The sequence below is a fragment of the Kordia jejudonensis genome (genome assembly GCF_001005315.1).
Lineage (GTDB): Bacteria > Bacteroidota > Bacteroidia > Flavobacteriales > Flavobacteriaceae > Kordia > Kordia jejudonensis.
The window spans coordinates 14,152-31,032 of record NZ_LBMG01000044.1; the positions used below are offsets into that span (position 1 = coordinate 14,152).

The 16,881-nt window shown below is 35.1% G+C and carries 12 protein-coding genes; 8 read left to right on the plus strand and 4 right to left on the minus strand.

Annotated elements, in window-relative coordinates; all coding sequences use genetic code 11:
* The first annotated feature begins 162 nt into the window (after positions 1-162).
* The 3 genes from AA089_RS18045 to AA089_RS18055 all read left to right on the plus strand — a co-directional run bounded on the left by AA089_RS18045 (position 163) and on the right by AA089_RS18055 (position 6,871).
* Positions 163-3,198, plus strand: coding sequence for a tetratricopeptide repeat protein (locus AA089_RS18045; protein ID WP_046758392.1), 3,036 nt, complete (start codon positions 163-165; stop codon positions 3,196-3,198).
* 52 nt (positions 3,199-3,250) lie between these two features.
* The gene (locus tag AA089_RS18050; RefSeq protein ID WP_046758422.1) at positions 3,251-5,011 is read left to right on the plus strand and encodes a TonB-dependent receptor; all 1,761 of its coding nucleotides are present in this window, start codon (positions 3,251-3,253) and stop codon (positions 5,009-5,011) included.
* Between the two features lie 234 nt (positions 5,012-5,245).
* Positions 5,246-6,871, plus strand: a complete 1,626-nt coding sequence (locus AA089_RS18055; RefSeq protein WP_046758393.1) for an amidohydrolase — start codon at positions 5,246-5,248, stop codon at positions 6,869-6,871.
* Positions 6,872-7,265: 394 nt separating this feature from the next.
* Here AA089_RS18055 and AA089_RS18060 read toward each other — a convergent pair whose 3' ends face one another.
* On the minus strand, positions 7,266-7,805 hold the full coding sequence (locus AA089_RS18060; RefSeq protein ID WP_046758394.1) for a DUF2911 domain-containing protein: 540 nt from the start codon (positions 7,803-7,805) through the stop codon (positions 7,266-7,268).
* A gap of 350 nt (positions 7,806-8,155) precedes the next feature.
* Between AA089_RS18060 and AA089_RS24945 the strand changes: the two genes are divergently transcribed.
* The 3 genes from AA089_RS24945 to AA089_RS18070 all read left to right on the plus strand — a co-directional run bounded on the left by AA089_RS24945 (position 8,156) and on the right by AA089_RS18070 (position 11,437).
* On the plus strand, positions 8,156-8,317 hold the full coding sequence (locus tag AA089_RS24945; protein WP_156169102.1) for a hypothetical protein: 162 nt from the start codon (positions 8,156-8,158) through the stop codon (positions 8,315-8,317).
* A gap of 216 nt (positions 8,318-8,533) precedes the next feature.
* Positions 8,534-10,198, plus strand: coding sequence for an asparagine synthase B (asnB, locus tag AA089_RS18065; RefSeq protein WP_046758395.1), 1,665 nt, complete (start codon positions 8,534-8,536; stop codon positions 10,196-10,198).
* A gap of 204 nt (positions 10,199-10,402) precedes the next feature.
* Positions 10,403-11,437 (plus strand): dipeptide epimerase, encoded by a 1,035-nt coding sequence (locus tag AA089_RS18070; RefSeq protein ID WP_046758396.1) that lies wholly within the window; start codon positions 10,403-10,405, stop codon positions 11,435-11,437.
* A gap of 56 nt (positions 11,438-11,493) precedes the next feature.
* On the opposite strand, the gene AA089_RS18075 is transcribed toward AA089_RS18070, so the two are convergent.
* Positions 11,494-12,507, minus strand: coding sequence for a T9SS type A sorting domain-containing protein (locus AA089_RS18075; protein WP_046758397.1), 1,014 nt, complete (start codon positions 12,505-12,507; stop codon positions 11,494-11,496).
* A gap of 388 nt (positions 12,508-12,895) precedes the next feature.
* Between AA089_RS18075 and gyrB the strand changes: the two genes are divergently transcribed.
* A complete protein-coding gene (gene gyrB / locus AA089_RS18080; protein WP_046758398.1) occupies positions 12,896-14,833 on the plus strand; it encodes a DNA topoisomerase (ATP-hydrolyzing) subunit B in 1,938 nt (645 codons plus the stop codon).
* A 70-nt stretch (positions 14,834-14,903) separates the two neighbouring features.
* On the opposite strand, the gene AA089_RS18085 is transcribed toward gyrB, so the two are convergent.
* Positions 14,904-15,284 (minus strand): T9SS type A sorting domain-containing protein, encoded by a 381-nt coding sequence (locus tag AA089_RS18085; protein WP_046758399.1) that lies wholly within the window; start codon positions 15,282-15,284, stop codon positions 14,904-14,906.
* A gap of 62 nt (positions 15,285-15,346) precedes the next feature.
* Entirely contained in the window at positions 15,347-15,628 is a 282-nt protein-coding gene (locus AA089_RS18090) for a hypothetical protein (protein ID WP_046758400.1), read from the minus strand.
* A gap of 225 nt (positions 15,629-15,853) precedes the next feature.
* On the opposite strand from AA089_RS18090, the gene AA089_RS18095 reads away from it, so the two are divergent.
* Complete coding sequence (locus AA089_RS18095; protein WP_046758401.1) at positions 15,854-16,867, plus strand: DUF6588 family protein; 1,014 nt, start codon at positions 15,854-15,856, stop codon at positions 16,865-16,867.
* The last annotated feature ends 14 nt before the right edge of the window (positions 16,868-16,881 follow it).

Here is a 16,881-nt window from a genome sequence, read left to right on the forward strand (position 1 = left end):
ATACTTATCCTAAAAAACACACGTTATCTCATTAAACAATTGTGTTTTTCTTAACAAAAAGCTATTCTACAAAGTTGGCGTAACAGATATATTTGCGTTAAGTTTGTAAGGAATAGAAATACAATCGCAATTCATTGCAAAACTCATAAAACAATAAGATTCATGAGCAAAAAAAATCTTCAACTTATTCTATGTTTCGTGTTCGTATGTGTACAATTCTCATACGCTCAAAAAACCAAAGTGTATACACACGATTTAAAGGATTACAACGAAGCATTACATTTGTACAACAGCAAACAATATCAGGCTTCACAGGCACTTTTTGATCGTGTCAAAGGCGAAACTGATGATTTTGAAACGGAAGCCAACTGTGCATATTACATCGCCAACTGTGCCGTTCGTTTAAATCAGCTTGGCGCGGATAATATGATGGAAGATTTTGTAAAACGCTATCCAACAAGTACCAAGCGAAACTCCGCATATATTGACGTGGCAGACTACTATTTTGAAAATGGCAAATATGCACGTGCGCTAAAATGGTATGATAAATCTGGCGAAAAAGGACTTACAAATTCGCAGCGTGAAGATTATAATTTCAAAAAAGGATACGCGTATTTCACGTCTAAAAAATACGATCAGGCAAAAACGTATTTCCAAAAACTATTAGACTCCCAAAAATACGGTTCACAAGCAAAATATTACACAGGATACATTGCGTATCAAGAAGATAAATACGAAGAGGCCAACGAATATTTTGAAGGTGTTTCGGAAGAAGACGAATTCAATGAAAAGCTATCTTATTTCAAAGCAGACATGAATTTTAAACTTGGAAACTTTCAAAAAGCGATCGATTTATCCAAAAAAGAATTGCCAAATGCTGACAGAAAAGAAATTTCGGAACTCAATAAAATCATTGGAGAAAGTTATTTCAATCTTGAAAAATATGAAGAAGCCATTCCATATTTAAAAGCTTACAAAGGTAAAAAAGGAAGATGGAACAATACAGATTTCTACCAATTAGGCTATGCATATTACAAGCAAAAAGACTATGAAAATGCTATCAAACAATTCAACAAAATTGTAAGTGGAAGCAACTCAGTAGCACAAAATGCCTACTATCATTTAGGAGAATGTTACCTAAACACAGACAAAAAACAACAAGCATTAAACGCATTCCGTAATGCCTCACAAATGGATTTTGATCTAAAAATTCAGGAAGATGCAGGATTAAACTATGCACGACTGAGTTATGAAATTGGGAATCCATACGAAAGTGTTCCTTCGGTATTGACATCGTACTTAAAAAAATATCCTGAAACGGAACATCAAGCGGAATTAGAAGAACTCTTAGTCAGTTCATACATCACATCAAAAGATTATGAAGCTGCACTAAATTTACTAGAAGCAAGTAAAAAATATAGCGACAAAGAAACCTATCAAAAAGTAGCATTTTACAGAGCAATAGAATTGTTTAATGATGGAAACTACCAAGATGCATTGACCTATTTTGAAAAATCGCTCAAGGAAAATGCTTCCGCAGAATATACAGCAAGAGCAACGTTTTGGAATGCGGAAACAAACTACTTATTAGATAATTATGATATAGCATTAACAGGTTTTCAATCTTTTGCCAATGCTAACATTACAGATACAGAAGAAGCGCAAACCATTGATTACAACTTGGCATACACATACTTCAAGCAAAAAGATTATGCCAATGCAATTACTAATTTTGAAAAATTTATCACGAATAATGCAGATGATACAGGTCGTGTAAATGACAGTTATTTACGTTTAGGAGACAGTCATTTTGTAACGAGTAACTATGCTGATGCCATCAAAGCGTATGACAAAGCCATTGCCATGAAAGGTGTTGATGAAGATTATGCGTATTTCCAAAAAGCGATTAGTTATGGTTTTACAGGAAAAACGAATACGAAAATTAGTGAATTGGATACGTTCACAAAAAAATATAAAACATCGTCCTTACGTGATGATGCGTTCTACGAATTAGGAAATACGTACATCAACGAAGAAAAAACTGAAAATGGTTTAAACACGTATGAAAAACTAGTTAAAGACTATCCAAAAAGTTCATATGTGCCAAAAGCATTGCTAAAGCAAGGTTTAATCAATTTCAATAGTGGAAAAAACCAAGTAGCGTTGACAAAATTTAGAGCCGTAGTTGCAAAGTTTCCAAACACGGAAGAAGCAGTTCAGGCAGTGGCAACAGCAAAATTAATTTACATTGAATTGGGGCAAGTAGAAGTCTATGCAAATTGGGTAAAAAACCTCGATTTTGTAGATGTTACCGATGCCGAATTGGACAATGCGACGTATGAAGCTGCGGAGAAACAATTCATCCAAAACAATACCAACAAAGCCATTGAAGGATTTGAAAAATACACACAACAATTTCCAAACGGATTGCATGCGACAAAAGCTAATTTCTACTTAGCACAATCGTACTTTAGTAAAGGCGAAACGCAAAAAACAATTCCGTATTATCAATATGTTTTACAAACAGAACGTAACGAATATACAGAACAAGCGTTGGCGCGTTTGGCACAAGTTTTCTTAGAAACCAATACGTATACAAAAGCAATTCCAGTATTAAAACGATTGGAAGAAAGTGCCGATTTTCCTCAAAACATCACATTTGCACAGTCAAACTTAATGAAAGCAAACTACGCGCTCAGCAGTTATGCGCAAGCGGTTAATTATGCAGAAAAAGTGTTGGCAAACGAAAAAGTGGACGATCGTATCAAAAGTGATGCACACGTTATCATTGCGCGTTCGGCAATTGCTACGAACGATGAAGACAAAGCAAAACTTGCCTACCAAGAAGTGCAAAAAATTGCCAAAGGAAAATTAGCAGCTGAAGCGTTGTACTACGATGCATATTTCAAAAACAAAGAAAAGGACTTTGACGGTTCTAACACGGCAGTTCAAAAACTGGTAAAAGACTATTCAAGCTACAAACGATTTGGTGCAAAAGGACTCATCCTAATGGCGAAAAACTTTTACGCACTAGAAGATGCTTTCCAAGCAACGTACATTTTAGAAAGTGTTATTAAAAACTTTACGGATTTCACGGAAGAAGTTAGCGAAGCTCAAAAGGAATTAGCCAAAATAAAAACGGCAGAAGCAAAACGGAATTCATCTGTAACGCCAGCCGAAGATAACGATGGAAACTAATCTGAAAGACGACATTTTGAAATCAAACACAAACATACAAAGCAAGCAATTTATGCGAAACCAAATAGTAAGATCAAGTTTTATTCTAGTGATATTTTTTATCGCTAATTTGGCGAATGCTCAGGACGATGATAAAAAGAAGGACAAAGACAAAGATAAAAACATCGGAACGGAAGTGGTAAATGTGGTACGTTCGTATACACCAACCATTTCAGATGCGTTTAAAATAAAGCAAACACCTTCGTTGAATGATAAAGAAACGAACAAAAAGAAAGAGATAAAATACTCCATCTTCTCGTTTCCAGTAGCATCTACTTTTACACCTGCAAAAGGAAAAGCAGAAGGGTTGAAGAAAGCTAAAAGAGAAAAACTATACAATACATATGTATCGCTTGGTTTAGGAAATTACAATACGGCCGCACTTGATTTCTATACAAGTAGAGCGATCAGTAGAAACGAAACATTTGACATTTCTTTGAATCATCATTCTTCGCAAGGCGGAATTGACAATGTGCAATTAGACGACAAATTTTTCGATACAAAACTAGATTTAGCATACATAAATCGAGGTCGTGATTTTTCCTGGAAAGGAAAACTAGGCTATCAACATCAAATTTACAATTGGTACGGTTTGCCAGAAGGTTTTTTAACACCTGACCAAATCGGAACCATTAGCGAACAACAAACGTATCATAATATCTATGTTGGCGCAGATGTAAACATGGAAGATTCGTTTTTCAATGGTGGAAAAGTATTATACAGAAGAATGTTTGATGCGTTTAGCTCTGGCGAAAACAGATTAATTTTACAACCAGAATTCGAAGTAGCAATTGCTGGCGAATTAATCAAAACTACCGTAGATATTGATTACGTTGGCGGAACATTCAAAAATAATTTTCAAGAAACAGGCGGAATCGATTACAGTACACTAAAAGCTGGAATCTCGCCAAGTTTAGTCATTCTAAGGGATGATTTAACGGTAAACTTTGGAGCGGGAATCTATGTTGGTTTAGACCTTGAAAATAGTAAAAACGACATCTTTATCTATCCAAGAATTACAGCTCAATATAAACTAAGTGGTGATAATGTTATCGCTTACGCGGGAATTAAAGGCGATTTACAACAAAACTCGTATTATGATTTTGTACAAGAAAATAACTTTGTATCGCCAACTTTGGCAATTGCACCAACCGATCAGCAATACAATGGTTACTTAGGAATCAAAGGAAAACTAAACGCAAATGTGAGTTACAACGCAAGAGCTTCGTACATGTCTGAAAGTGGAAAAGCATTATTTCAAGTTAATGAATTCAATCCATCGGCAACTTCCGACAATGGTTATACCTACGGAAACTCATTCAATGTTGTATATGACGATGTAAATACAATTTCGGTATTTGGAGAAATAAATGTTGACATTACTAGCAACTTTAAATTTGGAGCAAAAGCAGAATATTTCAATTACAATACAGATAAACAAACAGAAGCGTGGAACTTACCCGATTTGGAAGCATCCATCTTTGCGGATTATCAAATTACAGAACACTGGTTTGCAGGCGCTAACATATTTTACATTGGAGAACGCAAAGACTTAGTTACATTTGGACCAGGAACATTTTTTCCTGTAGTGCAAGAAGTAACGTTGGATAGTTTCATAGATGTAAATGCACATTTTGGATATCGTTTCAATCACAGACTAACTGCATTTGTAAAAGCAAACAACATTGCAAATCAAGATTACCAACGTTGGATAAACTTCCCTGTACAGCAATTTCAAGTCTTAGCAGGAGCAACGTATAAATTCGATTTCTAAAAGATAAAATATAATAAACGTACAAAAGCGCTCAATTCACATGGAGCGCTTTTTTTGTGAATTTTTATTTCAAAACCTAAAACCAATTCATCAACACATCAAAAAGTTGTATTTTTAAAGCTTTAAGTTAAAAACAATAATAACTCTTTAGGAGTTGTCTTATTCGATTGTCATATCGAGCGCAGTCGAGATACAGTTAAACAACATCAAACCTAACCTAAAATAATTTACCAAATGCAAAAACTAACCGCATTACTCTTACTCACATTGCTATTCTTTTCCTGTTCGGAGAAAGAACAAGTGGATACCATAATTTTCAATGCAACTATCTATACTGTAGATTCAGATTTTTCTAAAGCAGAAGCCTTTGCAGTAAAAGATGGAAAATTTGTGGCTGTAGGAAGCGAAAGTGACATTTTAGACAATTATGAAGCTCCAAAAAAGATAAATGTTGGTGGAAAAACCATTCTTCCAGGTCTTATAGACGCGCATTGTCACTTTTACGGCTTAGGAATGAACATGCAAAGTGTCGATTTGGTTGGCACAACTAGTTTTGAAGAAGTCATTTCAAAAGTAGTGGCATTTCAAAAAGAAAAAAATGCTCCGTTTATCGTAGGAAGAGGTTGGGACCAAAACGATTGGGAAAACAAAGAATTTCCAACAAAAGATCGTTTAGATGAACTATTTCCAGACACGCCAGTAGCATTAATGCGTGTAGATGGACATGCATATTTGGCAAATCAGAAAGCGTTGGATTTGGCAGGAATTACGCCAGAAACAAAAATAGCTGGTGGCGAAATTCAACTAATAAATGGAAAACTAACAGGGATTTTAGTAGACAATCCAATGGATTTAATTGATGAAGTGATTCCAAAACCATCACGTACACAACAAATTCAAGCCTTGCAAGATGCAGAAAAAGCATGTTTTGCATTTGGTTTAACGACAATAAACGACGCAGGATTAGACAAAAGTGTTATCAATTTAATAGACAGTTTGCAAAAAGCAGATGCGTTGCACATGCGCGTGTATGCCATGATTAGCAATACGCCAGCCAATGTAGCACACTATATCAACAAAGAACCGTACAAAACAGATCATCTAAATGTGCGTTCGTTCAAAGTATACGGAGATGGCGCGTTGGGTTCACGTGGAGCTGTATTAAAAGATTCGTATACAGACAAAGAAAATCACTTTGGCGCAATGGTCATCAGTCCTGAAGAATTGTCAAAACTTGCGGCACGCATTGCAAAAACGGACTATCAAATGAACACGCATGCTATTGGCGATTCGGCAAACTATCAAGTCTTAAAAACCTATGCTAACGTGCTAAAAGATCAGACAGATCGTCGTTGGAAAGTAGAACATGCACAAGTAATAGATGAAGCAGACTTTGTGCAATTTGAAAACAAAAACATCATTCCGTCAGTGCAACCTACACATGCAACAAGTGATATGTATTGGGCAGGCGATCGTTTGGGCGAAAAGCGTTTAAAAGATGCATATGCCTATAAAAAACTGCTTGAAATCTCAGGGCAAGTTGCGCTCGGAACTGACTTTCCAGTAGAAGATGTAAGTACGTTTAAAACCTTTTATGCGGCTGTTGCCAGAAAAGACTCAGATCAATATCCTAATGGTGGTTTTCAAATAGAAAATGCCTTATCTCGTGAAGAAACACTCAAAGGAATGACAATTTGGGCAGCATACAGCAACTTTGAAGAAAACGAAAAAGGAAGTATTGAAATCGGGAAATTTGCGGATTTTGTAGTCTTAGACAAAAATATTATGGAAGTTCCTGAAAAAGAAATTCTTACAACAAACGTTGCACAAACCTATTTGGCGGGTAAAAAAGTAAATTAGATTTTTTTGGTCTGTTCTTGCGAAGGATTGAATATTTTGGTCGCTTCGCTTTTTGGTCGCTTCGCTTTTTGGTCGCTTCGCTTTTTGGTCGCTTCGCTTTTTGGTCGCTTCGCATTTTGGTCGCTTCGCTTTTTGGTCGCTTCGCGTTGGTTCTTAAAATACTTTTTTATTTAAAATTCAACATTTATAATTCAGCATTCACAATTTATAATTCCCAAACATCACTTCGAGTGAATTTGTAAAACAAATTTGTATCGAGAAGTCATTTCCACTCTAATAAATACCAAACCGTCAAGCAATGCAATTACCAAAAAAACCATAAAGAAAAAAACTCAGAAGTCTTTTGACTTCTGAGTTCTTCAAATAACCAATAATAACAATAAATAAAGAATAATTAAAAACTAAACGGTACAGCAACGCTAATATTGTCCCATGCTAATATCATGTTGGTACCATCAGTTTCTTTTTTAAACGCTATTGAAAAATATTCAACAGTGTCAATATTTTGTACAGGAACGTCTAATCGGGCAACATCCTTATCTTTATCATAATAATAAGAACCCCAAACGTCCGTGTCTGAATTTAAAATAATTGTCCAAGATTTTTTTCCAGGAATCGTAAATAAAGTGTACGTTCCAGCCTTGATATCTGTTTCGCCAAGTTTTACATCTTGAAAAAATGTAACCTCAGTCGCTTCATTTGCACCAGTTCGCCATACTTTGCTGTAAGGAACTAAGTTTCCAAAAATAGATCTTCCCTTCTTTTGTGGTCTTCCATAAACCACTTTAATTACAGGAGGTGCATTTCTTTTCGATTTAAAATAACTAATATCATGAGGACTTTTATCAATATCACTGAATTTCTGTGCAGAAACGTCAACGCTACAAAACAGAAATGTGATTAAAAAAATAATAGCTAGGAAGCTTTTCTTCATGATGAATAAATTATGACATAAAACTACTAAAACTTATTCTTAGAATAATGTTAAACTTTCATTACAGATGTTAAAGTTCTGAGAATTCCAAAAAAAACAATTTCTTTTCAGCGTTTGAGTTTTTTAAATAACATGATTTCGATGTGAAAATTTAGTTTGATACTTTTCTTTTCCAAAGTATAGCAGAAATTTTTCGTTAAAAATCTGAAAATATGGTTTATATCAGAAAACTTCTAATTATTAGCTAAAATCAGTTATGTCAAACTGACGTTAAATAGTAAGGTAAAGCCATACAGACATCTCGGAAAAAAATAATAAGTTTAAGTACATATAACTAAAACACACAAATCATGAAAAAAAGAAAACACATGCAACACTTACAATTCAAAAGAAAAACCATTGTTAACCTTTCCAATACCAATATGCTTAAAGGTGGTATAAGAGATTTTACAGGCGATTCCTGTTTCGAAGTCTGTAATACCGATTTGCGCAATTGTACTTGGGGCGAATAATAAATAGGAACAACACAAAAGAAGGGAAGGAATGCATTATAGCGTTCCTTTTTTTATAATTTGAAAGTATTCCTACTTTTTTTGATGATAATATTTGTAAATGTTATCAAATGCATCTTTTTTAGTTTTAAATTATAACTAGAATAGCTACTTATGTTTTTAAAATGAAAGTTTAGATTCATATTTGTAGTGTAATTATAATAAAAAGTAAAAATTATGTGTGGAATCGTATGTGCCTTTGATTTAAAAGAAAAAGAAGAGAAACTAAGACCTCAACTTTTAGAAATGTCGAAAAAAATTCGTCATCGTGGTCCAGATTGGAGTGGAATATATAGTTCAGAAAAAGCCATCTTGGCACATGAACGTTTAGCAATTGTAGATCCTGCTTCAGGAAAACAACCTTTATTTAGTGAAGATAAACAACTTGTATTAGCCGCAAATGGCGAAATATACAATCATAGAGAATTACGCAAACAGTTTGAAGATTCATATACATTTCAAACACAATCCGATTGCGAAGTCATCCTAGCATTATACAAAGAAAAAGGAAGTACGTTTTTAGACGAACTCAACGGAATCTTTGGTTTTGCTGTGTACGATGTACAAGAAGATCGTTACTTAGTTGCCAGAGATCATATGGGAATCATTCCTTTATACATGGGTTGGGACAAAAACGGAACATTCTATGTCGCTTCCGAATTAAAAGCCTTAGAAGGTGTGTGTAGTAAAATAGAAGTATTTCCTCCAGGACACTATTTAGATAGCAAAGACGGCGAATTAAAACAATGGTACCAACGCGATTGGATGGAATATGAAGCCGTAAAAGAAAACCAAACCAGTATTGACGAATTACGCGAAGCGCTAGAAGCATCCATTCACAGACAATTAATGTCCGATGTTCCTTATGGAGTATTGCTTTCAGGTGGATTAGATTCTTCAATTACATCTGCTGTTGCGAAAAAATATGCGCAAAAACGAATAGAAACAGACGATCAAAGTGACGCTTGGTGGCCACAATTGCATTCCTTTTCTATAGGATTAGATGGTTCGCCAGATTTGGCTGCTGCCAGAAAAGTTGCCGATCATATAGGAACCATTCATCACGAAATTACCTTTACCATTCAAGAAGGTTTAGATGCCATCAAAGATGTAATCTATCATTTGGAAACTTACGACATTACGACGATTCGTGCGTCAACGCCAATGTATCTCATGGCAAGAGTTATTAAATCTATGGGAATCAAAATGGTATTATCTGGTGAAGGAGCCGACGAAATTTTTGGAGGATACTTATACTTCCACAAAGCACCAAGCGCAGAAGAATTGCACAAAGAAACAGTTCGTAAACTAGATAAACTATACCAATATGACTGTTTACGTGCCAACAAATCATTAGCAGCTTGGGGAATAGAAGGTCGTGTACCTTTCCTAGACAAAGAATTTATGGATGTTGCCATGCGCATCAATCCACAAGATAAAATGATCAACGGCGAACGTATGGAAAAGTGGGTATTGCGTAAAGCATTCGAATCCTACTTGCCTGAAAGCGTAGCCTGGAGACAAAAAGAACAATTTAGTGACGGAGTTGGCTACAGTTGGATTGACACCTTAAAAGAATTAGTAGAAAGCGAAGTATCCGATGAGCAATTGGCAAATGCAAAATATCGTTTCCCAATTCAAACACCAAGAGCCAAAGAAGAGTACTATTACAGAAGTATCTTTGAAGAGCATTTTCCATCAGAAACAGCTTCATTAACGGTTCCATCGGTTCCTTCAGTGGCTTGTAGTTCGGTAACGGCTTTAGAGTGGGATGAATCATTCAAAAACATGAACGATCCTTCAGGAAGAGCTGTAGCAAACGTTCACGAAGAAGCGTATTAGATAGTTGTATCTTGTCATTCCTGTGTCATATCGAGCGCAGTCGAGATAAATAGAGAATCATATTGAGAAGTACTTTAAAAACAAAAAACACTTACAAAGTAGCACACACACTTTTATACATAATTACACTTTTAAAAAGCGTCCTATTATAGCAATAGGGCGTTTTTTTATTTTCTACATAAAGAAAAAAACTATCTTTAAAACATGAAACTTTCCATAACAATACAAAACTTTGAATTACCGCTAAAAAATCCGTTTACGATTTCGCGTTATACAGTTACGGTGCAACAAACAGTAGTAGTTTCAATTTCTGATGGAAACTATACAGGTTATGGAGAAGCAACGGTAAATCCGTATTATAATAGTACTGTTGAAAGTATACAGGCTTCCGCCAGAAGTGTCAAAGTTGTACTTGAAGCTGTAGAGAAACATACACATCCTACCAAACTTTGGACACAACTCGAACCGTATCTAAAAGACAACTACTTTGCGTTGTGTGCTATTGATTGTGCGTATTGGGATGTATATGCAAAACAACAACAAAAACCGTTGCGCCGATTTTGGAGTACGGACGATTTGAAACTTCCCAAAACCAACTTTACCATCGGAATTGATTCGGTTGCAATAATGAAATCAAAAATTTTGGAAACACCTTGGCCAATCTATAAAATAAAACTTGGTACACAAAACGATATCAAAATCATTCAATCACTTCGCGAAGTCACAAATGCCGTTTTTCGAGTAGATGCCAATTGTGCTTGGACAGTGGAAGAAACACTCAAAAATGCTAAAATCTTAAAAGAATTAGGTGTCGAATTCATTGAACAACCACTAAAAGCTGACAATTGGGAAGGCATGAAAATTCTAAAAGAAAAAAGTGTACTACCAATCATAGCTGACGAAAGTTGTAAAAAACTTGCAGATGTTTCAAGCTGTGCAGCCGTTTTTCATGGCATTAATATCAAATTGATGAAATGTGGAGGAATTACACCAGCGTTGCAAATGATTCAAATCGCGAAAGCGAAACACTTAAAAGTGATGGTCGGTTGTATGACAGAATCTACCATTGGAATTTCAAATCTTGCCCAATTGGCGCCTTTACTAGATTATATTGATGCTGATGGCGCTTTGTTATTACAAAACGATATTGCTAAAGGTGTAACGTTTCAAAATGGAGACATACGATATGCTAACGGAAATGGTTCGGGAGCATTGCTAAATAGTGAATTACAAAAATAAAACGCTCAGCATTTTTACATGCTGAGCGTTTTTGTTTTATATAAAAGCAAAAAATATTATTGCTTTATAAACTTCTTCGTAGTTACGGCACCTGTTGTTGTTTCAAGTGTGACAAAATACATTCCTTGTTGTAAACTTGATACTGAAATTTGTTCAGTTGCAGTAGTTGAAGTAAATACATTTCTTCCTTGTACATCAACAATAGAAACACGCTGAATCGTTTGATTATCTTTCGATTCAATCGTTATAAAATCAGTTGCAGGATTTGGATACAACTGAAAGTTTGAAGAATCTACAGTATTTCGCGAAAGTGTTACAGCAGTATTACGTTCAAAAGTTTCTGTAGTTTCATTAATACCTAAAAAACCAGAAACAAGTAAAGCGTTTGTGTATCTAAAAGCAATATTATCAGCAGTATTATCATAATAATAATATGTTGTCTGTGTCAATGTTCCGATATTATTAAAAATAGGCGGAATGCTAAAACTCAATACTTGATCAACGCGTAAACGTGTTACAGGAGCTGAGTAATCTGAAAAAGTCAGATCTGGAATATTCAATGTTCCATATGCTTCCACGGTAGCTGTAAACGTTCCTGTAAAAGTTCCGCTAGTGCCTTGGTATGAAAATGTTCCTGCGGCAGTTCCAGAATTATTTGCGCCAAAAGTCAAAGGAAATAGTCCCACAAAAGCATTGGTAGTACTATAATTTAAAACAATATCTCCTTGTGAAGCGCCTGTAATATACGTTCCCGTTCCGTCTTCTCTTTGGAAAAACTGACTTACTGTTGGTGTGCCACCTTGTGTTGTAATAGATAAAACTTCTGTTGTACCAGGATATGTTGTCAATTCTGCGGCTGTTGGTGGCGCATACGAGTCAATATTTGTTCCTGTAGCAGTCAAATTATCGAACGTCCAAACAGCATTCATTCCTGTTGGTGTTTGATCAAGCGGCGCTGCTGGCGTGACAATGGTAAAATCCGTGTTTGGGTCACTATTAAATGACGAAATTGTTTGTGAATTTGCAGCATAACCGAAAAGTAATGCGACTAAAAGTAATTTTGTTTTCATTGATTAATATTTAGTAAAAATAGTGTTAGTACTGTAAAACTACTAAAAACAAAGGCGACAACAGTTAAAATAAGATGTTTTCTTTCTGTAAAATCAAATATGTAAGTGTTTTATGCCAATAGCAAAACGCTCAAATATCACTTCTTAGACATGATCTATTTTGACTAATCAGACGTGATGAAAAAAACCACTTCAAAATGCCGTAAAAGGTGTTTTAAGCTATTCTAAGCAACTTTCTGTAAAAGTTATAAATGTTAATAACTATTTGAAAAGCTCCTTAAAAGTGTTTAAAAATCAATTTCTGATGTGTTATATTTGTTTGTTAAACAATAAAAAATCAGAACGTTTTCAACGATTCTAAAATTATAAAAAAATAAGGAGAATATTTATGAGCGAAGAAGCAAAAAAACAATATTCAGCCGATAGTATTCAGGCACTAGAAGGAATGGAACATGTACGTATGCGTCCTTCCATGTACATTGGAGATGTTGGCGTACGCGGATTGCACCATTTGGTATATGAAGTAGTGGATAACTCCATTGATGAAGCACTAGCAGGTCATTGTGATACGATTAGTGTTATCATTAATGAAGACAACTCGATTACTACGGAAGATAATGGTCGTGGTATTCCTGTCGGAATTCATCAAAAAGAAGGTGTATCAGCGTTAGAAGTCGTAATGACGAAAATTGGTGCAGGAGGAAAATTTGATAAAGATTCCTATAAAGTTTCTGGAGGATTACACGGAGTTGGTGTAAGTTGTGTGAATGCATTATCCGATCACTTAAAAGCAACCGTTTTTAGAGAAGGAAAAGTATGGGAACAAGAATACGAGCGCGGAAAACCAATGTATCCTGTAAAAGCTGTTGGCGATTCTGATAAAAATGGTACAGTGGTAACGTTTAGACCAGATGCTTCCATTTTTACACAAACCTTAGAATATAACTATGAAACGCTTGCCAATCGTATGCGCGAACTATCATATTTGAATAAGGGAATTACCATCACACTTACGGACAAACGTAATAAGGATGAAAAAGGAGAATATATCGGAGAAGTTTTTCATTCAGATGAAGGATTAAAAGAATTCATAAAATACCTAGATGGAAACCGTGAGCAAATTATTGCCGATGTAGTTGCCTTTGAAGGAGAAAAAAATGGTATTCCTGTTGAGGTTGCCATGACATACAATACTTCGTATTCTGAAAACTTACATTCGTATGTAAATAACATTAACACACACGAAGGTGGAACGCACTTATCAGGATTCAGAAGAGGTTTAACACATACGTTAAAGAAATACGCGGAAGGTACAGGAATGTTAGACAAGTTAAAGTTTGATATTTCAGGAGACGATTTTCGTGAAGGATTAACCGCAATTATATCGGTAAAAGTAGCAGAACCACAATTTGAAGGACAAACCAAAACAAAACTTGGAAACCGTGAAGTATCTGCATCTGTAAGTCAGGCAGTATCCGAAATGCTTACGGATTACCTTGAAGAACATCCAGATGATGCTAAAACTATTGTACAAAAAGTAGTTCTAGCAGCGCAAGCACGTCATGCAGCACAAAAAGCGCGTGAAATGGTACAGCGTAAAACGGTTATGAGTATCGGAGGTTTGCCTGGGAAATTAAGTGACTGTTCTGAGCAAGATCCTGCAAAATGTGAAGTATTTCTTGTCGAGGGAGATTCGGCAGGTGGAACTGCAAAACAAGGACGTGATCGTATGTTTCAAGCCATCTTACCATTGCGTGGTAAAATCTTGAACGTTGAGAAAGCAATGCAACACAAAGTATTTGAAAATGAAGAAATCAAAAACATTTTTACAGCGTTAGGTGTTACGATCGGAACAGAAGAAGACAGCAAAGCATTAAACCTTTCAAAACTTAGATATCATAAAGTTGTCATTATGTGTGATGCCGATGTCGATGGATCGCATATTGCAACACTAATCTTAACATTCTTCTTCCGTTACATGAAAGAATTGATTGAAAACGGACACATTTACATTGCAGCGCCGCCACTATATTTAGTGAAAAAAGGTGCAAAACGTAGATATGCTTGGGATGATGCCGAACGTGATACAATCTTAGAAGAATTTGGTCAAGGAGCCAACATTCAACGATACAAAGGTCTTGGAGAAATGAACGCTGAACAATTGTGGGATACAACAATGAATCCTGAATTCAGAACATTGCGACAAGTTATGATTGATAATGGAGGAGAAGCAGACCGCGTATTCTCAATGTTAATGGGAGATGAAGTGCCACCGCGTAGAGAATTTATTGAGAAAAATGCAGTGTATGCTAACATTGATGCATAAACTGTAATATGTATAAAATTGAAAACGGCTGTTTTAAACTTTTTAAACAGCCGTTTTTTTTATGTTAATTTTATTCTTTAATAAAACGAGAAATCGTAGTGTCTCCGTCTTTAAATGTAGTTTTCATAAAATAAATTCCAGGCTTTAAAAATGATAAGTCTAGTGAATTTTCTTGGTGCAAACTTGTTTTCTCAAAAATACTTGTACCCATCAACGAAAGTATACGTACACTTTCTACTTGAAATCCTTTAAAATCAAAATGTAACTTCTTCTTCACAGGATTCGGATACATCACAATTTTTTTCTCATCAAACTTTTTAGCCGAAAGCGTAAAATTGCCATGTACAGCTCTGTTGCCTTCAGGCGTATCAATAATCAACCTTTTATTGCCATTTCCTAAATCTATAACTTCATAATCAAAAGTTCTCATTACAGAATTATTTCCAATCATAATGGTGTTAAGGTATTGACTTTCAAGTGCGCAGGCAGAAATACAGTTTCCTAAAGTTACGCTTAAAAATCAACCGTAAAAGTGTCTGATGTAAAAGTTAAGGTTGCACCAGGATTAAAAGCATAATTAGTATCTCCTGCGGTTGCTAGAAATTCATAATTGTTGGGTGATGACTCAAAAAAGGTAATTTTTGCATTGTTGATTCCTTGCAATGGCTCAATATTGGTAACATTTCCGTCGATAATTATTTGATGTAACTTCCATGGAATATCAATCAAATCCTGTTGTGCAAATGCCACACAAAAGAAAAAGAAGGTAAAAATAGATAGTGTAATTTTTTTCATGTCGTAAATAGTTTACATAAATATACAAAAAATAACTATCGTTGTTTATCTTGTAAACAAGTACCAAAACTACATTCTATTTCAAAAAACTAAGTTTAGGACAATTACGTATATATCAGTAAATATCTTTTTTGAGATGGGAATTATATAGTAGAAATCTAAAATCTTGAAAAAGAGGTGTAAATTATTTTGTAATTTTACAATCAATAAAAACTCGATCAAATCATGAAAAAAATTACTACATTACTAACGGTCTTGTTAGGAACTTTTTATGCACATTCGCAAGACAATGTTAACGAATTATTAGCCGCAGGTATTGATGATGCAAAACGATTTAGTACCGATTATATAGCGCCAGCTTCAGAAGGTTTGGCATACGGAATCAATAATGGTTGGTTTAACAGTGCATCTTCGCCAAAACGCTACGGATTTGAAATTTCCATTGTAGGAAATGCTTCATTTATCAAAGATGACAAAAAATCATTTCAACTCAATGTAGCTGATTATGAAAATATACGATTTCCAGACAACAGTCCGTCAAAAACAGTGGCTACGGCTTTAGGGCAAAATGAACCAGATGTTACAGTTGTTGTAACGTACGACGATCCTATTTTCGGAAGTCAAGAAGTAACGCTTACACTGCCAACAGGAATTGGTTCAGAAAATGTAGACATGATTCCAACGGCATACGTTCAGGCGAGTTTTTCACCATTCAAAGGAACGCAACTAAAAGGACGTTTTTTTCCAAAAGTAGACACAGAAGATGTAGAACTTAGTACATATGGTTTTGGTATTCAACAAGAATTTACCTCATGGTTACCAGCAGAAAGTACGTTTCCTGTAGCAGTTTCTGGACTTATTGCCTACACACATTTAAATGCAAATTACGATTTTACAAATTCAAGTGTCGTTGCCGGTGATAATCAACAAGTAGAAACAGAAGTAAACACTCTTTTATTTCAGCTAATTGTAGGAACAAAATTTGAAGTTGTAAACTTTTACGGAGGTTTAGGATACATAAGTGGTGATTCTCAAACAGATTTACTTGGTAATTATACGGTAACAGATGGAGTTTTCTTTTCACAAACCATCACAGATCCATTCACGATAGATCAGGATATCTCTGGAATCCGCGGAACTTTAGGCGCAAATTTGAAACTTGGCTTTTTTAGTTTAAATGCTGATTATTCTATAGGAGAATTTGATGCTGCAAGCTTAGGACTCAACTTTTCATTTTAAGTATATTTTAAGAA